This window comes from Pseudomonas sp. MUP55 (assembly GCF_034043515.1).
GTDB lineage: Bacteria > Pseudomonadota > Gammaproteobacteria > Pseudomonadales > Pseudomonadaceae > Aquipseudomonas.
Genome location: NZ_CP138214.1, coordinates 4,507,745 through 4,530,028, shown reverse-complemented (window position 1 = coordinate 4,530,028; position 22,284 = coordinate 4,507,745). Strand labels below are relative to the sequence as shown.

Sequence of the window (22,284 nt, the reverse complement as noted above, 5' to 3'; positions counted from 1 at the left end):
GATGCCTGGGAGTTTAACGACCTTGGACAGAGTAGGGGGAATTTGATGTGCCGCAGCGCGCCCAAAAAAAACGCCACCCGGAGGTGGCGTTTTTTTTGAGACTCAACTCAGGTGTCTTGCTTGTCTTCCAGTACCGCGCCGGTCTTGGCGTCGAGCTTCACATCAAATTGCTTGCCGGCGGTGTCGGTCAGTTCGACTTCGTAGACCAATACGCCGCTTTTGTTGTGATCCAGCTCGGTGTCGTTAATGGTGGCGCCTGGGTGTTTGGCGACGGCCGCAGCGTTCAGTTGATCGAATGGCTTGACGGCACCTGACTTGAGCAGGCCTTCAACGTGATCAGGGCGAACATCAGCCTGTGCCAAACCGGCAGTCAGGGTCAGGGCGGTGGCGGCGAACAGAGCGGTCAAGGTTTTCATGGTGTGTGTCCTTCTGGTTGAGCTGTTTAAGTGGCGCCAGATTAACCGGCGCAACTTAACTCACGCTTAATGGCTTGCCGACACAAACGACTCAGTACTTATGGTCGCTCAGCAGGTCCTGCACGCTGGACGACGGCCAGCGCTTGTAGAACTTCAGCAGTTCGGCCGCGCGGTTGGTGAAGATGCCATCGACGCCGGCTTTCATCACTTTGTCGAAGTCGACGGGTTCATCGACGGTGTACACGTGCACCAGCAAGCCCTTGTCGTGTGTCAGCTTGTTCATTTCAGGTTTGACCAGGTCGGTGTAGCTCTGGTCGCCATGGTCGGTCAGCTCGGCCGAAGGGCCGGTGCCGATGGCGCCGAGGCTCTTGGCCTGGTCGACCCATTTTTCGAACTCGGCCGCATCCTTTGGTTCCTGCTTGGCATAGTAGGCGGCTTTGGTGGGCTCGCCAGACTCGGCAAAGCTCACTTTGGACTTCGGTTCAATGCTGCCTTCACCCACCCACAACAGCAGGATCTTCGGCGTGTTGGGCATTTCTTTCTGCAGTTCCTTCAGGCTGGCCACCTCGAAGGTCTGCAGCACCACGCGGCCCTTGCCCTGGCCGACACCGGTGTTGCTCTTGCCCAGCTTGGAGCCGGCGGAGCTCAACCAGCCTTTGTCCAGCAGCTTGTTTTTCAGGTCGGCCTCGATGCCCGGGAATTGCTTGGGCTCCTTGGTCTCGATGTACAGGCCGGGTTTGTGCTGCGGGTTGCCTTCGGCGATCTTGATGATGTCATCCAGGCTCTGGATTTTCAGGCCGACGAAACCAGGGCGTGCGCGGTCCGGGTAGGCGGCGTTGAACCAGCTGCCGGCGTCTAGGCTTTGCAGCTCTTTCCAGGTGAATTCGTTGGCCGGCGCGTCTTTGCGCTCGGGGAACTTGGTCGCCACGTCGGTGGTGCGTTGCAGGTTGTTGTCATGCAGGGCGAACAGCACGCCGTCCTTGCTGCGTTGCAGATCCAGTTCCAGGTAGTCGGCGCCCAGGTCGCGCGCGACCTTGTAAGCAGCGGCGGTGGACTCGGGAGCGTCATAGGAGGCGCCACGGTGGGCGATCACGGCAGGGTAGGGGATGCCTTCGTTTGTCGCCAGTTCTGCCGGGCTGATCGGGTCGGCAGCCTGTGCCGGGGCAATGCCGAGCATCAGTGCCAGCAGCAAGGCACTCCCTATGGTCGCGGGCACCGGGCCGTTGGTTAACGTGACAGGCATATGCGAAGTCCTTTCGTGGAGGTAACTTTGAGAAGGTGTCCTTTTTAACAATTGATTGCGAAAGGCGCTATCACCAAACCGACATTAACGTGCGCACGCGCCAATTTTGTGAGTTTTTTTGTGATGCGTTGCAGTACCCTTAGCCGAAGCCGCCCCGTTAGAGGACGGTATTTTCTGCCACGCGTGTAAACCATCTTTCCAGTCCCTGTGGGACTTTTCAGTGAGGTTTACCATGCGCATCACTTCCGAGCTTATCTGCCAGGCCGCCGACCAACTCCACGGTTTTGTTGGCCTGAACCGCAAGACGGGCCAGTACATCGTGCGTTTCAGCGAAGATGCCTTCGGCATGGACGTGGCCGATGACGGCATCATTCCCACCGCTGAATTCGTCTGGGTCCCGGCTGCCGATCACACCATGATCCTGTCGCGTGCGCGCATTCAATTGCTGCAGGACCTGCACATTGATGAACGCCTCAACATCAGCGAGCCACTGCGGGTGTACATGCGCCGGGCCGAGATCCCGCAGATCAGTGCGTTGCGCAGTCTGGTCAGCTAAGCGCGCAGGTTTGCTGGCAATGGCCATCATCGCGCGTGGAAGGCATAGGCCCGCTCCACCTTGCACACGCGGGTATGAAACGCCGTGTACCAGAGGGAGCGCCCTTTTTCGCGCACCTGCCGATGCTCGGCCTGCTGTTTCCAGGCCAGGATCGCCGCTTCGCTGCTCCAGTAGGACACGGTGATCCCCAGGCCATCTTCCCGCGCTGATTCCACACCGAGAAACCCCGGCTGTTCACGCGCCAGTTCCAGCATGTGCGTGGCGGCCTGGCCATAGCCCTGGTCGCCATCGCTGCGCAGCGAGCTGAAAATCACCGCGTAGTAAGGTGGCGCCGGGGTCTGGGCGATCATGCCAAAGCCTCCTGGCACGCCTTGAGCAGGGCAAGGGCCAGCGGTGGCGTGGTGCCTTTGAGGGCGGCGCGCTCGGGTTGGAACAAGGTGGCAACGAAAAAGGGGTGGTTCAGCAGCTCCATTGCTCGAAGGTCGCCCGCAGCATCATGGCCGCTGGCGATCAGTTCTCCTTCAAGCAGGGCGTGAGCGAACTCGGGGTTCATGCCGTAGCGGCAATGATAGCCTTCGTGGATAGCCAGGCTGCCATAGGCGTCAGCGATACGGGTGTAGGGCGCCAGGCGTATGGCGTCGCTTGCTTCCACCAACGCACAACTCAAGGGGGTGATGACGGCGCGTTGAGCACCCGGTGCCAACTCGCCGTGCTCGGCATCCGCCCAGCCGAGCACGTTGCGGGCATATTCCAGCACCGCGTGTTGAAAACCACCGCAGGTGCCTAGGAAAGGCCGCCGCTGTTCGCGGGCAAACCGAATGGCCCGCAGTGCGCCGTCGATGTCGCGGTACGGGCTGGCGGGCACGCACCAGAAACCGTCGAACCCGTGCAGCGAGGCCGTGGAGGGGATGGTGTCGGTGTCCAGCCATTGCGCGTCGACGCTCACGTTCAGGACTCGGGCGGCTTGTTGCAGCGCCACGGGGATGGCCCGGTGCGCAATCACATCAGGGTTGTAATCGCCGATCAGAGCGAGGTGCAGCGGGGCGTTATTCATCGTGTGCATCCCATGGGTTGTGGTGTCCCGGTGGGCACTATAAATTGGCGCTCACGCAATCAATATTGGCGTTTTCCCACATGCTCAATGCAGCCGCGCACTATCAAGTGGACTATCCCGACCTGTCGTTGATCCTCGCCCTGGTTCGCGGCGGCACCCTGGCGCGGGCGGCGGGGCTGCTGCGGGTGGATGTGTCCACGGTATTCCGGGCAGTGCGGCGCTTGGAAGCGGCCCTTGGTCAAACGCTGTTTGAAAAAAGCCGCACCGGCTACCTGCCCACTGGTTTGGCCAACCACTTGGCGCAGCAGGCCGAGCGCGCCGAACAGGCCCTGGAGGCTGCGCGCATCGGTGTGGAGCAGGGCGGTGAAGTGATCAGCGGCACGGTGCGCCTGACCTGTACCGATTCGGTGCTGCAAGGTCTGCTGTTGCCGGCACTGGCCAGGTTCATGGCGGCGTATCCGGCGTTGATCCTGGAACTGAGCACCTCCAACGATTTCGCCAACCTCAGCCGTCGCGATGCGGACATCGCCCTGCGCCTGACCCGCAAGCCGCCGGAGCATCTTGTCGGACGTTGCCTGGGGACGGTGACGTACCAGGTCTGCGCCAGTGCCGACTATGCCCGCAGGCATGCAGGCCGTGAGTTGGGCGACCTGGCCTGGATCGCACCGGACGATTTTTTGCCCGATCACCCGACAGTCACCTGGCGCCGTGGGCATCTGCCGGGCGTGCGCCCCAGTTACCGTTGCAACAGCATGCAGTCGGTGGCCGAACTGGTGCGCGCCGGGCTGGGGGTGGCGGCGTTGCCGGACTTTCTGATCGGAAATGGCCTGCAACCGCTTGGCCCTGCATTGGCAGGGCACGACACGGCGCTGTGGTTGCTGACGCGTCCTGATTGCCGGGCGTTGCGCTCAGTGGTGACCCTGTTCGATGAGCTGGGGCACCATGTGCGCAGACTGCGCGATTAGGCTTTACGCAACTGTGCCAGGGGCATGGCAGGCCCAAGCTTTCGACCGAGTCCTATGAAGAAGCGGTCAGTGGTTGCCTCGATCACTGGCAAACGCGCTCACTGCCTGCACCGCCTCGCTGGTGCCTTCACGAATCTGCAATATCACCGTGCCGGCCTGGTTGGCCAGTTCCACGCCCTGAGCTGCACGGTCGCGGGTAGCGTCCATGCTGTCGATGGCCTGGCGGGTTTCGTCCTGGATCATGGCGATCATCCCGGAAATTTCGGCAGTGGAGCCGCTGGTACGCGCCGCCAATTGGCGAACCTCATCGGCGACCACGGCAAACCCACGGCCCTGTTGGCCCGCGCGGGCCGCTTCGATGGCGGCGTTGAGGGCCAGCAGGTTGGTCTGGTCGGCGATGCCACGAATGGTGTTGACGATGGTGGTGATCTGCTGCGAGCGCTCGCCCAGCTTGGCGATCAGTTGCGAAGAAGCGTCGATGTCGACGGCAATGTCGCGCATGCCGGTGGCGGTTTTCTGAATCACTTCGGCGCCTTTTTCGGCCATGTCCTGGGTGTTCAGCGACAGGTGGTACGCCTGCGCAGCGCTTTGCGCGTCGGCCGCATGCTGCTGCACACGGGCGGTGACGTCAGAGGCGAACTTCACCACTTTGCACAGGCGCCCGCTGGCGTCATACACCGGGTTGTAGTTGGCCTCCAGCCACAGCGTGTTGCCGTGCTTGTCCACCCGCTCGAACTGGCCGTTGAACAGTTCACCCTGGTTCAGGCGCTTCCAGAAATCGCTGTAGGCTGAGCTGTTGGCCAGTTCAGGCGTGCAGAACAGGCGGTGATGCTTGCCCTGGATTTGCGTCAGGCTGTAGCCCATGCGCTGCAGGAAGTTGGCGTTGGCGGTGATGATGGTGCCATCGAGGTTGAATTCGATCATCGCCATGGCGCGGTCGATGGCTTGCAGCTTGGCATTGGCTTCACTTTCGGCTTGCAGGCGCGGAGTGACGTCCATGGCGTACTTCACCACCTTGATGACGCGACCGGCTTCATCGCGTACCGGGTTGTAACTGGCTTCCAGCCACACCGACTGACCGGTGCCGCTCACCCGTTCAAACGTGCCCGACTGGAATTGGCCATTGCGCAAGTGCGTCCACAGCTGGTTGTAGTCGGGGCTGCGAGCGAACGCCGGGGTGCAGAACATCCGGTGTGGCTGGCCCTGAATCTGTTCGGCGCGGTAGCCCATGGTCTTGAAGAAATTCTCATTGGCGCGCAGCACAGTGCCCTGCAGGTCGAATTCGATGACTGCCATTGATCGCTCGATCGCTTCCAGCAGGCTGGCCTGTTGCGCATTGGCGTGTTGTAAAGCGGTGATGGTTTTTTTGTGGCCGTTGAATAGCATGGTCGTGAGCTCGAGCAGGCATGCGTATGAGGGATCCATGTAAATGCGCCTGACCCCGTAGGGCACCTGGGCCTCACGGTTGACTTGCTCATTGCCAGCTTCCTTGTGCTGACAGAGGGGGAACAACGGCTTCAGAGTGATTGGGCCGCCAAGAAGTTCGCCTCTGGGGAGGTTGATTTTGGTGGAGGCGACCAATGGCGGCATTATGCTATCGCGGCAGGCTGACAGCAGAAGATTCAGACGGGAAGTTGTAGGACGACTTGGGTCGAATGCGTGAGGGTGTCTTCGCTGGTGACCACCTGGTTGCGGCCGTTGCGTTTGGCCACATACAGCGCGCGATCCGCGGCATTAAGCCAGGTCGCGGCATCGCTGAAGGCAGGTTTGAAACCTGCCAGGCCGATGCTCAGACTTATGCGTAATTCCGGAATCTGCGGATGGCGGTAGTTACCGAGCGTTTCGCGCAGGCGCTCCATGATTTTCGCCGCCTTTTCCGATTGCATTTGCGCAAGGATCACGCAGAACTCATCGCCACCGTAGCGTCCGACCAAGTCGTTTTCCCGCAGATGCCGTCGCAATTCCAGGCTTAGCTGGCGCAGCACCGTATCCCCGACAATGTGCCCGTGTGTGTCGTTGATGCGCTTGAAGTGATCGATATCGATCAGGGCGATGGTGGCGACGCCGTGTTGTTGCTGACGCTGATGAAACTCAAGGCTCAGCAGGTCTTTCCACGAGCCATGGTTGAGCAGCCCTGTCAGGCTGTCGATGCGACTCAAGGCGCTGAGGGCGCGTTTATGTTCCGACAGCTTGATCGCCAGTTGATAACAGGCCATGCCGATCACCATCGGGTAGAGCGTCAGCATCGGCAGGCACGTGTAGACCTCAAGCAGGTCCACGTCTGGGTTGAACCGGATGCCGAACAGCGCCCAAGCCACCCCCACACCGACGGCCTGGGCCAGCAGCCCGCGCATGAACAAGCGCCGACCGCCGGCTGCGACGTTGTTCATCGCTATCAACGACAGAATGGTGACCGCCGTCAGGGGGGTGAATTGGGTAGCTGCGGCCCAGAAGCCGCCGAAGAGCGAGTCATACAGAAAATTGCGTTGCTCGGCCTGGTAGGGGGAGGTTGAACGTGTCGACATCAGGTAGGCCACATGCGCCCAGGCGTAGCCATTGAACAACAGCAACGCCCATACCCAACCGGGCAATGACAAGGGGTACATCGCTCCGATCACACTGATGCAGCCGACACCCAGTCCGATGATCCTTGGCGTGTAGATACGCTTGGCAAATGAAAGTCCCTTGCCTCGTCTGTTTTCCATAATGTCCTGGGGTAGCTCTTTGTGCAGATACAACAGCGTGCGTCAGCGAGTTAACCGTTGATCGGATGGAGGGGCGATTATTGTCGATTATTCCTGTGGCAATAATCAGTGTCCTTCCGGGCCATTCGCGCAGAAAAGAAGGCGTGCATACAGAAAGCGACCTGGAATGTCGCATTCGCATCAGGCCGTTTACCGGGGATGGTGAGGGCTGACTTCATAGCCTGCGAGGAACAGGTCGATCGCCGATTCGATCACCCGGGCCTGGGACGTTGCGTCGAGGGTGGGTTGGCCAAGGGTAATCTGCGGCCAGAACGCGAAGGCTTTGAGCATGCTTTGGATCTGGTGGGCTGCGAACGCCGGGTCGCCGCAGCGCAGACGACCGTCTTCCTGGGCAGCGCGAACCCATTGAGTAAAGCCTTCTTCACGCTCGCTGAGGCGGTTGACCATGTCCTGGGCACGTTCCGGCGAGTGAATGGTGGCGGCAATGGCCACGCGCGCCAGGTCGAGGAAGTTGGCATCTGACATCATCTTCATTTTCGCTTCCAGCAACCCGCGCAGTTGGTCGCGCAAAGGCTGCTCGCTGCTGTACGCCACATCCAGTTGCGCGGCGCTGCTGGCCCACAGCTGATGCAGGATTTCGGCGAACAGCTCTTCCTTACTGGGGAAGTGGTTGTAGACCGTACGCTTGGAAACACCGGCAGTGGCGGCGATCTTGTCCATGCTGGTGACCTCGAAGCCATTGGCCCGAAATTCGGCGATGGCCGCCCCCACGATGGCTTCGCGTTTACGGTCGGTGAGGCGTGGGGAGGCAGTCATGGAGGGCGGTCGGCTCGCAAATGAAATTACACTCGGTAGTTTACTTGGTCAGGGTTTTGTTGCAATCTAGAAACTACACTGTGCAGTGTAATTTGTGAGCGGACGTAGGAGTCACTCTGTAATGGCCACGATTTCAACCCCTGTTGACCCGACACCCACTGCGCTCAAGCCGGCCGAGCGCGACCAGGGGCATTTCCATAACGACGCGCCGGTGCCCCACGGCGGCTTTGGCAAGACCCTGCGCATCTTCTGGAACATGGCGTTCAACAAGCCGCGCGCCACCAGGCCTGTGGGCAACATTCCAGTACAACCCCTGACCCGCGAGCAGTTGGTGGCAGCCCCTGACCACAGTGTGTTCCGCCTGGGCCATTCAACGGTGCTGTTGAAAATGCGCGGTAAATTCTGGATCACCGACCCGGTGTTCGCCGAGCGCGCCTCGCCTTTCAGTTGGGCCGGCCCCAAACGTTTCCACCAGCCCCCGATCAGCCTTGAAGAGTTGCCGCCGTTGGAAGCGGTGATCCTTTCCCACAATCACTACGACCACCTTGACCGAAAGGCTGTCACCCAATTGGCCGATAAGACGCGGTACTTTCTGACGCCTTTAGGAGTGGGAGACACGCTGGTCAAATGGGGGGTGGACGCCAACCAGGTGCGGCAACTGGATTGGTGGCAGGGCATTGAAGTCGACGGCATTCGTTTTGTCGCCACGCCGGCGCAGCATTTTTCCGGGCGCGGCCTGTTTGACGGCAACCAGACCCTCTGGTGTTCCTGGGTAATGATTGATGACGCGCGGCGGATCTTTTTCAGCGGCGACACGGGGTATTTCGATGGTTTCAAGCGGATCGGCGAGCAATACGGGCCGTTTGACCTGACCCTGATGGAAACCGGGGCCTACAACGTGGACTGGCCTCACGTCCATATGCAACCGGAGCAGACATTGCAGGCGCATATCGACCTCAAGGGGCGCTGGCTGCTACCGATTCACAACGGCACGTTCGACCTGGCGTTTCACGCCTGGCACGAGCCGTTCGACCGCATCATGGCACTGGCCTGGGAGCGCAATGTGTCGATCACTACCCCGGCGATGGGGCAGGCGTTCAGGCTCAACCAGCCCGAACGAGGGCATGCGTGGTGGCTGGAAGTAGAGGCTCATGATGGGAAGGAACAGGCAACAGGTTGAATGAAAGCGTCTGAAAAAAAGGTGTTTTCAGCGTGTTTCAACTCTGCGACAAACGTCGGAAGGGAGTGCGATGATCCCCCGGAAAATCAATTCTGGGGGGTAGGTTGTAATGAGCGACGACTGCAAGAAACTTAGGCGATCGGGAATCCCCTGCCCCCCGGCGTCACTGCCCACCTCGCCGGCGGATTACCTCGAACCTGGCTCTTCAACCCAAGCGCGAACTGATAGTGCGAGCCCGAGCACTATCGTCTTTGGTGCCGCACGCGCTGAGGGGACGGTGCTCATCCCCGGTTACAATGCCCTGGCACCGATGCTCAAGCCCACGCGAGACCCGGCTTTATAGCGGTGTCGACCCCGCTGAGCCGGTGATGGTCGAGGTGCCTCTGGTGCAGAACAACAGCGCGTTGACTACCGCTGCGGTGCTGGCAGGGTGGCGTATCGGCTACGCCAGCCGCTTAGTAGGCGGTGGTCGTGTCGAACTCACGGACCAAAGCGAAAACCTGCGCCGAGCCTTCATCATCCTGCGCCAGGCGGGGGTGCAATTAGTGGCAGTGGACGCGCAGCGTACGGACAACCCCCTTGAATCCGCCAGGGCTATCGATGAGCTTGTGGCCAGCCATCGTTTGGATGCCCTGGTGTCAGACAATCAGAGTGCGGCGTTTCATGCCGCGTGCATCAGTGGCTACCCCAGCGCCTGCCAGGTACTGGAAGACGGGGCCAGGCTCTGGTTCTACGGCGCCCGTTGGGCGGCTGATCGCGTGAAGGTTTTGCTGCAAACCTACCGCCATTTGGCATCCGCTGAGGCGCCTACGCGAGGTACGGAATGATCGCTCCGGGCCGCCGGATTAGCCTGAAGAAAGAGGGCAGAACGGCCTCTTAGACTGGTGTCGAGTTATCGGCCGATAGCTCTCATTCAGTCAGCGACAGGGGAATTTTATGATCGGACCATTTTCGGCGGTTGGGTGGGCGACAGGCTTGTTCCAGGCGCTTGCAAATCCGCCGCAGGGCTTCAAGGGGGCCTGTCAGATGGCAGGGGAGATGGCCAATGGCAGCGGGGTCACGTCAGAGGGGCTGGTGAAGGACGCGTTCAGACAAATCGCCAACATTGATCGTGGACTGCAGGGCGGTAACGCGTTCATAGAAACCAACCCGGACGCGCTCAAGGAAGCCAGAACGCTGGATGCGGAGCGCAAAGGAGGCCATGTGCGCGGGTATTTGCACGGCGTCCCCATCGCGCTCAAGGATGTGTTTGAAACCAACGACCGCATGCAGACAAGCGCGGGTTCCAAGGCGCTGGTGGGCAAGGCTGCAACCAAAAATGCCAAGGTCGTGGACAGCTTGCTCAAGGCCGGGGTGGTGGTGGTCGGTAAAACCAACATGAGCGAATTGTCCAACTTTCGCTCGGAATCACCGGTGGATGGCTGGAGCTCCCGAGGGGGCCAGACCCTGAATCCTCATCGCCTGGGAGGCGCGGTCGCAGGATCCAGTTCGGGCTCTGCCGTGGCGGTTGCCCAAGGGCATGTGCCGTTGGCGTTAGGGGTGGAAACCAGCGGGTCGGTCATCGCCCCAGCCGGCTTTAACGGTGTTTTTGGCTTGAAAACCTCCGTGGGCCTGCTGAGTACCGAGGGGGTCATGACCAGTTCACGCATGGATACCATTGGCACGTTCACGCGCAATGTTTGCGATGCGGCAGAAGCGCTCAACGCCATGACACAGACCAATCGTTACACCTTGGGCCTGCGGGCCGATGCCCTGAAAGGCAAGCGAATTGGCTACACGCCTGTGCCTGAATTGTCCGTGCAGGAAGGCCAAGACCCCGCGAAGCGGGCGGACAGCAAACACTACGCGGACGCGCTTGAGGTATTGAAGTCTCAAGGTGCGATCCTGGTGCCTTTGGGTACGCTCGAACAGAGCGTTCCTGAGCGAACCTACTCCGACTACAACGAGGCGTTGTTTTCAGACGTCAAGCACCGGCTGGAAGAGTATCTTGCCGGTCGCGAAGGTCTGCCGGTCAACTCGCTTTTGGAGCTGATTGAATTCAATAAGCGTCACCAGAAGCCCGGTGAGCCTGACCAGAACATGCTGGAACTTATCAGCGGCCTGGAGACGACTCAGGACCAGCGCGATAAGCTTTGGGAGGCCATCATCCCGATTTTCCAGAAAACCATCGATGATCCGATGAGAGCGCATAATCTGGATGCCATGGCATCGAACTTCCTCTCCAACAACTATTATTTCAGCGCTGCGGCAGGTTACCCAGGCATGTCCATTCCCTCTGGTATGGATGATGAAGGGATGCCAACGGCGCTTTACCTTTACGGGGCGGCTAATAGCGAGGCTACATTGCTGTCGGCTGCCTATGTTTACGAGCAAGCGACACAGGCGATTAAAGAGCCGGCGTTCCTGCCTGGCATTCCGTTCAAGCCAGCGCCTGTGATCACAGCTGATGCAGATGATGCAGATGATGTCTTGGCAGGCAACGCCAGGACCTGATCTGACCTCTGTTCCTGGGCGTACAGCAGCGCGTGCATCTGTACGCCCATCCCCAGAGACAGTGCCGGGATTGCCCGGCCATCAGGCAGCACGCTATGCGCCATTGGGTTGAGGGCCTGCGCACTCAACGGATGCAGCGGGCGAGCCGAGCAACCGAGCAATAATGCCGGGCGCCGAAGGTTCAACCGATGCGGTGTCGAAGCGGCGTTTGCTCATCCCCCACCCTGGTGCAAACCCTGGGAAAAACACCAGCCCTTGGGCTTCCAGGCAAAACGCCAGGACCAATCGCGTTTCATCACTCACCTCGCCGTGGCTCTCCAATTGTTGGATGGCCTGCACCGCAACACCGGCCTGGCGGGACAGTTCTTCGCGGCTCCAGCCCAGCATGACGCGGGCCTGGGCGCAGTGTTTGGCGGTGAATTGATGAAGGACGATCTGCTGTTCTACGAAAGAGCTCATTGCCAGAGAGGACATGGGATTTCTCCAGGTTCGACAGGGGAGACACAACTATACTGTGTTTTTATACAGTTGTTTATACCGCTCATCCACTCAGGGCAATCAACGCCTTTTAGGCTGTGCCTACTCCATGCCTGGCGCCTCGCGAATGATCAGATGATCCAGGTTTTCAATATTCGCGCTGAATACCCCGAACGTCTGCTCGGGGTTCTTCTTGCTCGGTACCTGCTTGAGCTGCGGCGTGACCCCATAGAAAAAGCAGTACAACGGCCGTTCGCTGCTTGCTGCGGCCTTGATCTGTTCCAGGAAAGCGCTGCGCTTGCGGTAGCTCTCAAGGAGCTTTTTGCTCAGGTAGACGTTGACGGAGTAGGGCTTTTTGTCGAGCCATACCTTCTTTTCGAAGTCGATGCGAAAGCTGTTGGTGTAATCCTTGATGGTTTTGATCCTGCCCCAGTAGATAAGGCCCTTGTTGTCCTGCAGGTATTCGATTTTCTTGAAGAACGTCCAGTACGTCGCGGTGTGCTCGCCGATTTTCAACGGCATTGATTTGAGCTTGTCCTTGTCGTCGATATTCGACACGTAGCATTCCACCGGGTGGGCGAATACGCTGGTTTTGTCCGGGGTGGTTTCAACGTTGCTGCGGGTGGAGGAGGCGCGATTGGCGGGGGCTTTGGTTGGTTCTGGCACGGCCACGTCCTCGGTGCCTGCCAGGGGGGGCTTGCGCTGGTATTGACGCCGTGTGAGTACAAATTCCGACGGGAAATTTTCCTCGCGCTCGTCATCACTTTCGCCGGTCGTGCCCTTGTGCGTGCTGGCGTAGCGGCAACCATCGATATGCTGGGTGCTGGTCTTGTTCTTGAAATGCGGCGTGCGCTGGTAGTTGACGTTTTTCGCGTTGAACGTGCTCAGCGTATTGCCCGAATCGAAGGCTGCACGGCACGCATCGTTGGGGCACAGAAAACGCTCCTTGTCGGAGTCGAACCCGTCGGTTTCGTCGAAATTCAGGTCTCGTACGTCATAGATGGACAGTTTGTCATCGAGACTCAGGCTGTAGGCCGTGTCGAATTTCATGGGGCTCGGGTCCGTGAGAGGGTTGGCTATTAATAGCCAGAATCTGCGCAAATATCAGCAAGAACTTGCAACCCGTCGCCCGCTCAGGAAACACAGGGTGCCTCCGACTGCGGTCAACCCCGCCAGCGCGTAGAACATGCTGGACGGCGCGGCATTGATCAGCAAGTAACCGCAAATCACCGGGCTCATCGCCCCGCCAAACGCCGCCAGGTTCTGCGCGCCGTAGTAACTGCCGCGTAATGCATCGGGGGCGATGGTGTCGATAAACAGGAACTCGGCAGGGTAGATGATCATCTCGCCCAGGGTGAACACGAACATCGCCAGGCACCAGGTGACCAGGCTGTCGGCCAGGCTGAAACCAATCAAACCGCAGATGAACAACAAGGTGCCCAGCACGATCCAGTAGCGCAGTTGCTCACGCTTGAGAAAACGGCCGATCTGGTACTGCATTAAAATCACCGTAATGGCGTTGCAGGCCAGCACCGCAGACAGAATCTTCAAGGCCTCGGCGGGCTTGTAGGCCACCAGCAAAAACTGCGACAGATACAGGGTGTAGCGCCCGTGGACGATGGTGCTCAACAAGCTGCCGCTGGTGAACAGGATCAGCGTGCGGTCGCTGCGCAAGGTCTGCAGGGTGCTGAAAAAGCTCTGGGGTTTATGACTGGCATCCCGTGCCGTCGGCGCAATGCCAATCATCAGGAACAGACTGCCAAAGGCAATGAGGCTGGCGATCAGAAACGGTGCCCAGGGCAACTCGCCGGCGATCACCACGCCAAACATGGGGCCTGTGGCGTAGCCGACGTTGGTCAGGGTGTAGCGCAGGGAAAATACTTTGGCACGTTCGCCCACCGGAAGGTTTTCGCTGATGATCGCCTTGGAGCCGATCAGGAACAGCGCCGACGCGGCTTCGGTAATCACCAGGGTCAGGGTGGTGAGGTAGAGGTTGCTGGCAAACGTCAGTAACAGAAAACCGATGGAGCTGGAGAGCATGGCCAGGATCAGCAGCTTGCGCTTTTCCAAGCGGTCGATGATGTAGCCGCCATACAAGCCGAGCAATGTAGCGATAAACACCGCAACGCCCATCAGCAGGCCGATGTCCTGTTGGTTCAGACCCAGGCGAGTGCTCAGCCAAAGCGCCAGCAGCGGGCTGGTCATGGACCGGCTGACCACGATGGTCACCGAGCAGATCAACAGGCGGCGAATTACCAGGGAGTAGGTGGCCACGGGCGGAAAGCGTCCTTGTTATTTATCCAGGATCCTGCAGATCATCTGTGAACACGGATCCCATGTGAACACAGATCCAATATGAACACAGATCCAATGTGGGAGGGGGCTTGCCCCCGATAGCGGTGGGTCAGCTAGCCTGGCTGTAACCTGATATACCGCAATCGGGAGCAAGCCCCCTCCCACATTTTCAGATTGTGTTTACTGGCCGGCGTTGATGGAAATTTTTTCCACCGCACCCTGCTCCAGATCCCACTTCTTCAGGATCTTGCCGTAGGTGCCATCGTCAATCATGCCCTGCAACGCCTCACTGATCGAGCTGACCAACGCGGTATTGCTTTTCTCGATCCCAAGCCCCGTGAACTGCTTGGAAATCGCCAGGCCCACCGGCTTGTACTTGCCTTTATCCAGCGACATCAAATAGGGAATCGTCTCACTGCCCTGCATCGCCGCATCGAGACGGTTCTGCTGCAACTGCGCCCGCGCATCGGCCGAGCCTTCGGTACCGATCACCACGATCGCCGGCTTACCGGCCGCCTCGCAGTTTTCCTTGCTCCAGGCGGCAATTTCCGACGGCCAAGTGGTGCGGCGGCTGGTGCCGACTTTTTTCCCGCACAAGTCGGTCAGCTCCTTGATCTCTTCGCGCTTGGCCAAGGTGTAGAGCTGCGGGCCGCTGGTGAAGTAGTCGATAAAGGTCACCGACTTCTGGCGCTCGGCGGTATCGGTCATGCCCGACAACACGATGTCCACGCGCTTGGTGGTCAAGCCGCTGAGCATTTGCTCGAAGCCGGTTTCCTGCCACTTGATTTTCACGCCCAGGCGTTCGGCCAGGGCGTTGCCCAGGTCAAAGTCGAACCCGGTGAGCCTGTTGGTGGCCGGGTCCTTGAAGTCCATGGGTGGGTAGTTCGGCACGATGGCCGCGCTGATTTCACCCTTGTCCTTGATGGCCGCCGGCAAGGCGGCGAATACGCAGGAGGAGGCCATCAGGCCTGCGAGCAAGGTTGGGATAAACAGGTTTTTCATGGGGGCGTTCTCGTTAGTTTTTTAGTTAAGTGCGAACGGCAGAAATGAAGCTTTGGGTACGCGGGTTTTGTGGGCTTATTAGAATTTCTTCCGGGCTGCCGGCTTCCACAATCTGGCCGGCATCCATAAACACCATGCGGTTGGACACTTCGCGGGCAAAACCCAACTCATGGGTGACCACGATCATGGTCATGCCGGTGGTGGCCAAATCGCGCATCACCGACAGCACTTCTCCTACCAGCTCCGGGTCGAGGGCTGACGTGGGTTCGTCGAACAACATCAGCTTGGGGCGCATCGCCAGCGCACGGGCGATCGCCACGCGCTGCTGTTGCCCGCCAGACAATTCCACCGGGTAGGCATTGCGCTTGTCCGCCAACCCCACGCGGGCCAGCAGTTCCACTGCATCTTCGATCGCCTCCTTGGGCGAGCGCTTGAGCACCTGGCACGGGCCTTCGATAATGTTCTGCAACACGGTCATGTGCGGAAACAAATTGAAGCGTTGGAACACCATGCCGGTGGCCAAGCGCTGGCGGGCGATCTGAACTTCATTCATCTCGTGCAGCTTGTTGCCCACCACACGGTAACCCACCAGCTCGCCGTCGACCCACAGGCCGCCCTTGTCGATTTTCTCCAGCTGGTTGACGCAGCGCAGCAGGGTGCTTTTACCCGAACCGGACGGCCCGATGATGCACATCACCTCGCCTTGCTCGACCTCGATGTTGATGTCGCGCAGCGCGTGATACTGGTCGTAATACTTGTTCAGGTTGACGGCCTTGACGATGCTTCTCATGGGGCAAATCTCCTCAACCCAGACTTACGAACGCTTGCCGGCGCCGCGGGCAAAGCGGCGCTCGAGGCGGCTTTGACCAAATGAAAGAACAGTCACCACTGCCAGGTACCAGATGCCCGCCACAATCAGCAGCTCCATCACCCGGGCGTTGGCGTAGTAGATGTTTTGCGCGTTGTGCAAAAGCTCCGAGTACTGGATGACGCTGGCCAGGCTGGTCATTTTCACCATGCTGATGAACTCGTTGCCCACCGGCGGAATGATCACGCGCATGGCCTGCGGAAGAATGATCCTGCGCAGCGCCTGCAGGCTGGGCATGCCGATGGACTTGGCGGCTTCGTACTGGCCGGTGTCCACCGACAACAGGCCGGCACGTACCACTTCGGCGGTGTAGGCACCCTGGTTGATACTCAGGCCGAGCAGGGCGGCCACGAACGGCGTCATCAGGTCCACGGTGTCGATGCTGAACAGACCGGGGATGGCGATCACCGGGAAAATCAGCGCCAGGTTGAACCACAGCAGCAACTGCAGAATCAGCGGCGTGCCACGAAACAGCCAGGTGTAGGTGATTGCCACGTAGCGCAGGATCGGGTTGGCCGACATGCGCATGATCGCCGTGATCACCCCAATCACCACGCCCAGTGCCATCGCCAGGATCGACATGACAATGGTATTCACCAAGCCCCAAAGGATGGCCTCGGACGTGAGGAACTGGCCGATGTAGGACCATTCGATCTGACCATTGGCGAAGGCGCGCAACAGCGCCGCCAACACAATCACGATTAATGTGGCAAAAAACATCCGCCCGTAATAGCGACGCGGCACATGCTCGTACTGCGTGATATCGAACTGGTTCTCGGACAACTTGCGCTCGGCTTCCAAGCGCTCGGCCGGGGTTTGGTTCATGGTGCTACTCCAAAAAAATACGTATCGCTGATCGTTCCCGCGCTCCGCGTGGGAATGCATCCCGTGACGCTCCGCGTCACCCTGGCGCCCGGCTTGGTGGGACGCGGAGCGTCCCTGGCGGCATTCCCACGCGGAGCGTAGGAACGATCTTTAAATTCTGAAACCGGTGTAACTGTCGGCCCAACGCTGCTGAGCCGCCAACGCGGTCTTCAACCGCCCAATCTGCTCCCGAACCCGCTCCGGCGCCGTACCTCCCCAACCACTGCGCGCTGCAATCGCCGCTTCCAATGTCAGGCAGTCGCGCACCTCGGGCGTCAACCGAGCATCCACCTGCGCCAACATCGCCGGCGAGGCTTCCCACAACTCGATCTCATGCTTCTCACAGGCCTGTACCAGCGCACCGGTAATCTCGTGTGCCTTCTTGAACGGCACGCCCCGCGTGGCCAACCAATCCGCCACCTCGGTCGCCAAGGTGAACCCCATCGGCGCCTGACGCCGTAGCTCCTGCACCTGCACTTGCATGGTCGCCACCATCCCGGCCATCGCCGGCAGCACCAGCAGCAAGGTGTCCACACTGTCCAGCACGCTGTGTTTGTCTTCGCTCAAATCGCGGTTGTACGACAGCGGCAACGACTTGAGCGTCGACATCAACCCGGTCAGGTTGCCGATCAAGCGCCCGGCCTTGCCCCGCGCCAGCTCGGCAATGTCCGGGTTCTTCTTCTGCGGCATGATCGAACTGCCGGTGGCGTAGGCATCGTCCAGTACCACCCAGCGAAATTGCCGCGACGACCACAGGCAAAACTCCTCGGACAGCCGTGAAATATTCACGCCGAGCATCCCTGCCACGAACAGGAACTCCGCCACATGATCACGGCTGGCGACGGCATCGATGGAGTTTTCGCACGGCCCGGTGTAGCCCATTTCCTTGGCCGAATGCTGCGGCTGACGCGCAATCGCCGAACCGGCCATCGCTGCGGCGCCCAGTGGCGACAACGCCGTGCGCGCATCCCAATCCACCAGGCGCTGCACATCGCGCAGCATCGACTGGGCGTGGGCGAGCAAATGGTGGGCGAACACGATGGGTTGCGCCTGCTGCAGATGGGTAAAGCCTGGGCAGATGCTCTCGATATGCTGCTCGGCCTGTTCCACCAACGCCTGCTGCAAGCCCAACACCTCGGTGGTGATGGTGCGCGCATGGTCGCGCAGGAACAGACGCAGGTCATTGGCCGTCTGGTCATTGCGCGAGCGCCCGGCGCGCAACTTGCCGCCCAGGGCGCCCAGGGCGCCCAGGCGCTCGGTCAACACGCGTTCGATAAAGGTGTGTACGTCTTCGTCATCCAGGGTCGGATGCAGGCGCCCGGCGGCGAAATCCTCACCGATGCGGTCCAGCGCTTCCAGCGTGCGCAAGGTTTCCGACTCATCCAGCAAACCGGCGCGTTGCAGTTCGCGGGCATGGGCACGGGAGCCGGCGAGGTCGTAGGGCGTGAGGCGAAAGTAGCGCTCAGGGCAACGTGACAATGCGGCCAGCGCCGCAGACGGACCGGTGCTGAAACGAGCGCCCCAAAGGCGGTCGGTGGGCTGGGACATGGGTATTCCTCACGCTTGTTTTTAGAAGAGTCGGAGGCAGTAACAGCAAAATTTCAACGCGCCAGAACCGGCGTCTGACGCGCCGTATTCAAGGTTGCCAAGGGCGGATGTTTATGTTCATTATCGCCGCCTGGCTATGTTCAAGGATTGGGTTCAAGCCTGTTGAATATGGCACTAGAGGTCAACGCGCATTATGGAAACCCCACTTTCCACTTCTGGAAACCTGCCGCCAAAACCCGGCACCCGGCCACCGCTGCAACTGAGCGGGCTGGACTTCAAGTTGCTGCGGGTATTTATGGCCGTGGTCGAAGCCGGCGGTTTCAGTGCGGCGCAAAACGAACTGAATGTGGGCCTGGCGGCCATCAGCAAACAGATCTCCGACCTGGAAATTCGCATCGGCATGCGCCTGTGTACTCGCGGCCGAGAAGGCTTCGCGCTGACCGAAGAAGGCAAGTTGGTGTATCAGGCGTCCATCGAGTTATTTACCTCGGTGGACAGTTTTCGCGACAAGCTTAGTTCGGCGCAGAATGAGCTTATTGGTGACCTTAGTGTGGGGGTTATTGATAACACCGTCTCCGACGTTAATTCCCCGCTGATCACCGCGCTAGGCAACTTACATAGCCAGTCACCCAAAGTAAGATTGCGCCTGTATGCCTCGCAGTTGGACGAAGTTGAACGCGGCGTGGTGGAAGGTCGCTTGATCGTCGGCATCGTCCCCGTCTACCAACGCCGCGAGGAGTTCGACTACTTCCCCCTTTACGAAGAAAAGGCCCACGCCTACTGTGCCATAGGACACCCGCTTTTCATCGCGAACGACATTACACCCGAGGTGCTGCGCCAATACGAAGTGGTTAACCATCGGTATGCGATCCATCGCGACAAGTCCCAGTTCGTCAACTACGACAGCCAGTCCGCCTCAGCCTCCCAGGTTGAAGCCGTCGCTATCCTGATCCTCACCGGCCGCTTCCTGGGCTTTCTGCCGGAACACTACGCCGCGCCGCTGGTAAGGGAAGGGCGCCTGCGCGCACTGTGCCCGGAGCAGGTTCACCTGAACACCGCGTTCAACCTGATCCTGCGCCACAACGCCCCAAGAAGCCCGATGGTCAAAGCCTTCGCCACGGCCCTGGGCGTAGACCTGAAGACGCCGCTTTAAGCCCCGTCAACGATCAAATGTGGGAGGTGTCGAGCTTTAGCGAGGCTCCGATGGGATCACCGCCGTCTCCCCCAACCCCTCTACCCGTATCACCGCTGCAACCGAGCCCGCTTTTTCTTCTTCGCATGAAAGTGCCGAAAATGCGCATCCTGCGCCGCCGCCAACAACTCCCGATCCCCGCGCGTATCGCCCCAGGCCCGCAGCCGATACTCCCCCAGGTCCCCGTACACCGCCTCAAGCCGTAGCACCTTGTTCTCGCACCGGCAGTTATTCCCGGTGAGCTTGCCGGTCAACACCCCGTCGACCACCTCAAGCTCAGTCCCAATCAACTTGATCCCCAGCCGATCGGCAAACGGCTGCAACACCAGCGCCGGCGACGCCGAACACAGCGTCACCACCGCCCCCGAACCGAGCTCCTGCTCCACCGACAACACCCCGGCCGGGCGCATCAAGCGCGCCCAATTGCGCTGGCAGTACTCCTCGGCTTTCTGCTGCACCCACGTTTTTTCCATCCCGGTCATAAAGGTGCGAATCAACTGCGCCTTCAACTCATCCCGGCTGATCTGCTGCAGCAAAAAGCGCAACCCCGGCACGGCCAGCTTCACCATCCGGCCATAGAACGCGCCAGGGCCAAAAGCAAACTTGAGGAAGGGCACGAAACTGTCGTGGTGGGTGAGGGTGCCGTCGAAGTCAAAGACGGAAAGTACTTTGGCGTCTACGGGGCCGGCTTCGAGCATGTCTGGGTTCACGGTTGGCCTCGGTCCTGTCTAATAGTTTTAAACGTGCATCAGGTGTGACAGCAGGAGTCTACTCCCGTGCCAAACTGCCGATGTTGGCGTAAAGCCCTTCGGTGAAAGCGTCCCGATCACTGGACCGGTGACAACGCTGATGGCAATTGGGGCACAAGGCTACAGCATTGGTGATGCGATCCGAACCCTTTTGGGCGAGGCGGGAACTGCGATGTGCTTCAAGAAATGGCTGTTCACCGCGCATAAAAAAGCCCCGAACTAGTCAGGGCTTCATGGGGGTGCTTGGCTCGGGAATCAATCCCAGCTCAACGCGCCGCCGGTCTGATACTCGATCACCCGAGTCTCAAAGAAATTCTTCTCTTTCTTCAAGTCCATGATCTCGCTCATCCACGGGAACGGGTTAGTCGTGCCTGGGTACTCTTCCTTCAAGCCAATCTGCGACAGGCGACGGTTCGCGATGAACTTGAGGTAATCCTCCATCATCGCCGCGTTCATGCCCAACACGCCGCGCGGCATGGTGTCGCGTGCGTATTCGATTTCCAGCTGGGTCCCTTGCAGGATCATCTGGGTCGCTTCTTCCTTCATCTCGGCATCCCACAGGTGTGGGTTTTCGATTTTGATCTGGTTGATCACATCGATACCGAAGTTCAGGTGCATCGACTCGTCGCGCAGGATGTACTGGAACTGCTCGGCCACGCCGGTCATTTTGTTGCGGCGGCCCATGGAGAGGATCTGGGTGAAGCCGCAATAGAAGAAGATGCCTTCCAGCACGCAGTAGTAGGCGACCAGGTTGCGCAGCAGTTCCTTGTCGGTGTCGACGGTGCCGGTTTCGAACTTCGGATCGGAGATCGAACGGGTGTACTTCAGGCCCCAGGCGGCTTTTTTGGCGACCGATGGGATCTCGTGGTACATGTTGAAGATCTCGCCTTCATCCATGGCCAGCGATTCGATGCAGTACTGATAGGCGTGGGTGTGGATCGCTTCTTCGAAGGCCTGGCGCAGGATGTACTGCCGGCACTCCGGGTTGGTGATCAGGCGGTAGACGGCCAGCACCAGGTTGTTGGCGACCAGGGAGTCGGCGGTGGAGAAGAAGCCCAGGTTGCGCATGACGATGCGGCGCTCGTCATCGGTCAGGCCTTCGGGGTTTTTCCACAGGGCGATGTCGGCGGTCATGTTGACCTCTTGCGGCATCCAGTGGTTGGCGCAGCCGTCGAGGTATTTCTGCCAGGCCCAGTCGTACTTGAAAGGCACGAGCTGGTTGAGGTCGGCGCGGCAGTTGATCATGCGCTTTTCGTCAACGGCGACGCGGGCGGAGGCGCCTTCGAGCTCGGCGAGGCCTTCGGCGACGTCGAGTTTGTCCAGGGCGGCCTTGGCGCGCACGATGGCAGCGGAGTCGTTGGCGGTGACGGCGCGGGCTTCAACGGCGGCGGCAGCGCCGGCACCGTCGAGGCGGTCCATGTTGGCTTCGGTGGCGTGGCCGGCGTTGGCGCCTTTGGTGGCTACCTCGCCTTCTTCTTCTTTGTCGAATTCGTCCCAGCTCAGCATGACGTGTCGTCTCCTGCGTGAGGGCTCAAAGGTGCCCGTGTGAAACCGGATGGTTGGGTGTTCACACGGCCCTGAGGCCGCGGTGGATCTTAAGGAATCGTTTGTTGCAGCAGCTAGCGCAGGCATTAAACGCAATTGGGTTACGGGTTCTGCATGAGGCTTGAGGTGCGGAGCGGTAGGGGCTTGCTCCTGCGGAGGCCTCAGGTCTGGCTCTTCGTCCCTGTGTAAAGGGATATTGCAGGCCCGATTTACCCGCGCATTATAGGGAAAAAATTGGGTTTGTGTTGGGGCGGATTGTCTCGGTGGGCGCAGAGAAGGGCGGGTAGTTGGGCCAGGGTGAGGGTTTGCGGGGGGG

The 22,284-nt window shown here is 59.8% G+C and carries 21 protein-coding genes and 3 pseudogenes; 6 read left to right on the top strand and 18 right to left on the bottom strand.

The features are described 5' to 3' along the window. Positions 1-107: 107 nt before the first annotated feature. Positions 108-416 carry a PepSY domain-containing protein gene (locus SC318_RS20355; protein WP_320428223.1) on the bottom strand — a complete coding sequence of 103 codons (309 nt, stop codon included), beginning with the start codon at positions 414-416 and terminating at the stop codon, positions 108-110. A 91-nt stretch (positions 417-507) separates the two neighbouring features. Next, a complete protein-coding gene (locus SC318_RS20350; RefSeq protein ID WP_320428222.1) occupies positions 508-1,659 on the bottom strand; it encodes a glycerophosphodiester phosphodiesterase family protein in 1,152 nt (383 codons plus the stop codon). A 232-nt stretch (positions 1,660-1,891) separates the two neighbouring features. On the opposite strand from SC318_RS20350, the gene SC318_RS20345 reads away from it, so the two are divergent. Beyond that, a complete protein-coding gene (locus SC318_RS20345; protein WP_320428221.1) occupies positions 1,892-2,215 on the top strand; it encodes a DUF2025 family protein in 324 nt (107 codons plus the stop codon). A 26-nt stretch (positions 2,216-2,241) separates the two neighbouring features. Here the strand turns inward: SC318_RS20345 and SC318_RS20340 are convergent, their stop codons facing one another. Continuing rightward, positions 2,242-2,565 carry an antibiotic biosynthesis monooxygenase family protein gene (locus tag SC318_RS20340; protein WP_320428220.1) on the bottom strand — a complete coding sequence of 108 codons (324 nt, stop codon included), beginning with the start codon at positions 2,563-2,565 and terminating at the stop codon, positions 2,242-2,244. Further along, positions 2,562-3,269 (bottom strand): CTP synthase C-terminal region-related (seleno)protein, encoded by a 708-nt coding sequence (locus SC318_RS20335; protein WP_320428219.1) that lies wholly within the window; start codon positions 3,267-3,269, stop codon positions 2,562-2,564. The genes SC318_RS20340 and SC318_RS20335 overlap by 4 nt, the downstream gene beginning before the upstream one ends. Positions 3,270-3,349: 80 nt before the next feature. Between SC318_RS20335 and SC318_RS20330 the strand changes: the two genes are divergently transcribed. After that, positions 3,350-4,234 carry a LysR family transcriptional regulator gene (locus SC318_RS20330; RefSeq protein ID WP_320428218.1) on the top strand — a complete coding sequence of 295 codons (885 nt, stop codon included), beginning with the start codon at positions 3,350-3,352 and terminating at the stop codon, positions 4,232-4,234. Between the two features lie 66 nt (positions 4,235-4,300). Here the strand turns inward: SC318_RS20330 and SC318_RS27120 are convergent. The 4 genes and pseudogenes from SC318_RS27120 to SC318_RS20315 form a co-directional block, all read right to left on the bottom strand. After that, positions 4,301-4,738, bottom strand: a pseudogene (locus tag SC318_RS27120) (methyl-accepting chemotaxis protein); the annotation flags it as partial. Positions 4,739-4,849: 111 nt separating this feature from the next. Then, positions 4,850-5,620: pseudogene (locus SC318_RS27115) on the bottom strand (PAS domain-containing protein); the annotation flags it as partial. A gap of 236 nt (positions 5,621-5,856) precedes the next feature. After that, the gene (locus SC318_RS20320; protein WP_320428217.1) at positions 5,857-6,939 is read right to left on the bottom strand and encodes a diguanylate cyclase; all 1,083 of its coding nucleotides are present in this window, start codon (positions 6,937-6,939) and stop codon (positions 5,857-5,859) included. Between the two features lie 189 nt (positions 6,940-7,128). Then, a complete protein-coding gene (locus SC318_RS20315; protein WP_320428216.1) occupies positions 7,129-7,755 on the bottom strand; it encodes a TetR/AcrR family transcriptional regulator in 627 nt (208 codons plus the stop codon). Between the two features lie 121 nt (positions 7,756-7,876). Between SC318_RS20315 and SC318_RS20310 the strand changes: the two genes are divergently transcribed. The 3 genes from SC318_RS20310 (at position 7,877) to SC318_RS20300 (ending at position 11,428) form a co-directional block, all read left to right on the top strand. After that, on the top strand, positions 7,877-8,935 hold the full coding sequence (locus SC318_RS20310) for an MBL fold metallo-hydrolase (RefSeq protein ID WP_320428215.1): 1,059 nt from the start codon (positions 7,877-7,879) through the stop codon (positions 8,933-8,935). A 368-nt stretch (positions 8,936-9,303) separates the two neighbouring features. Then, complete coding sequence (locus SC318_RS20305; RefSeq protein ID WP_320428214.1) at positions 9,304-9,762, top strand: hypothetical protein; 459 nt, start codon at positions 9,304-9,306, stop codon at positions 9,760-9,762. A 199-nt stretch (positions 9,763-9,961) separates the two neighbouring features. Then, positions 9,962-11,428, top strand: coding sequence for an amidase family protein (locus tag SC318_RS20300; protein ID WP_320431269.1), 1,467 nt, complete (start codon positions 9,962-9,964; stop codon positions 11,426-11,428). A 93-nt stretch (positions 11,429-11,521) separates the two neighbouring features. Here SC318_RS20300 and SC318_RS20295 read toward each other — a convergent pair whose 3' ends face one another. From SC318_RS20295 to argH, 7 genes are all read right to left on the bottom strand, one after another. Next, positions 11,522-11,902 carry a helix-turn-helix domain-containing protein gene (locus SC318_RS20295; protein WP_320428213.1) on the bottom strand — a complete coding sequence of 127 codons (381 nt, stop codon included), beginning with the start codon at positions 11,900-11,902 and terminating at the stop codon, positions 11,522-11,524. A 105-nt stretch (positions 11,903-12,007) separates the two neighbouring features. After that, positions 12,008-12,955 (bottom strand): hypothetical protein, encoded by a 948-nt coding sequence (locus tag SC318_RS20290; protein WP_320428212.1) that lies wholly within the window; start codon positions 12,953-12,955, stop codon positions 12,008-12,010. A gap of 54 nt (positions 12,956-13,009) precedes the next feature. Beyond that, positions 13,010-14,179: an MFS transporter gene (locus tag SC318_RS20285; protein ID WP_320428211.1), complete on the bottom strand. Its 1,170-nt coding sequence runs from the start codon at positions 14,177-14,179 to the stop codon at positions 13,010-13,012. 201 nt (positions 14,180-14,380) lie between these two features. After that, positions 14,381-15,202 carry an ABC transporter substrate-binding protein gene (locus tag SC318_RS20280; protein WP_320428210.1) on the bottom strand — a complete coding sequence of 274 codons (822 nt, stop codon included), beginning with the start codon at positions 15,200-15,202 and terminating at the stop codon, positions 14,381-14,383. A 25-nt stretch (positions 15,203-15,227) separates the two neighbouring features. Continuing rightward, on the bottom strand, positions 15,228-15,992 hold the full coding sequence (locus SC318_RS20275; RefSeq protein ID WP_320428209.1) for an amino acid ABC transporter ATP-binding protein: 765 nt from the start codon (positions 15,990-15,992) through the stop codon (positions 15,228-15,230). 24 nt (positions 15,993-16,016) lie between these two features. Continuing rightward, the gene (locus tag SC318_RS20270; protein ID WP_016979819.1) at positions 16,017-16,895 is read right to left on the bottom strand and encodes an amino acid ABC transporter permease; all 879 of its coding nucleotides are present in this window, start codon (positions 16,893-16,895) and stop codon (positions 16,017-16,019) included. A 150-nt stretch (positions 16,896-17,045) separates the two neighbouring features. Next, positions 17,046-18,482: an argininosuccinate lyase gene (argH, locus tag SC318_RS20265; RefSeq protein ID WP_320428208.1), complete on the bottom strand. Its 1,437-nt coding sequence runs from the start codon at positions 18,480-18,482 to the stop codon at positions 17,046-17,048. A gap of 193 nt (positions 18,483-18,675) precedes the next feature. On the opposite strand from argH, the gene SC318_RS20260 reads away from it, so the two are divergent. Continuing rightward, a complete protein-coding gene (locus SC318_RS20260; protein WP_320428207.1) occupies positions 18,676-19,635 on the top strand; it encodes a LysR family transcriptional regulator in 960 nt (319 codons plus the stop codon). An 89-nt stretch (positions 19,636-19,724) separates the two neighbouring features. On the opposite strand, the gene SC318_RS20255 is transcribed toward SC318_RS20260, so the two are convergent. The 3 genes and pseudogenes from SC318_RS20255 to SC318_RS20245 all read right to left on the bottom strand — a co-directional run bounded on the left by SC318_RS20255 (position 19,725) and on the right by SC318_RS20245 (position 21,929). Continuing rightward, a complete protein-coding gene (locus tag SC318_RS20255; RefSeq protein ID WP_320428206.1) occupies positions 19,725-20,372 on the bottom strand; it encodes an HAD-IB family hydrolase in 648 nt (215 codons plus the stop codon). 70 nt (positions 20,373-20,442) lie between these two features. Then, a pseudogene (locus tag SC318_RS20250) lies at positions 20,443-20,613 on the bottom strand (HNH endonuclease); the annotation flags it as partial. 65 nt (positions 20,614-20,678) lie between these two features. Further along, complete coding sequence (locus tag SC318_RS20245; protein WP_306494304.1) at positions 20,679-21,929, bottom strand: ribonucleotide-diphosphate reductase subunit beta; 1,251 nt, start codon at positions 21,927-21,929, stop codon at positions 20,679-20,681. Between the last annotated feature and the right edge of the window lie 355 nt (positions 21,930-22,284).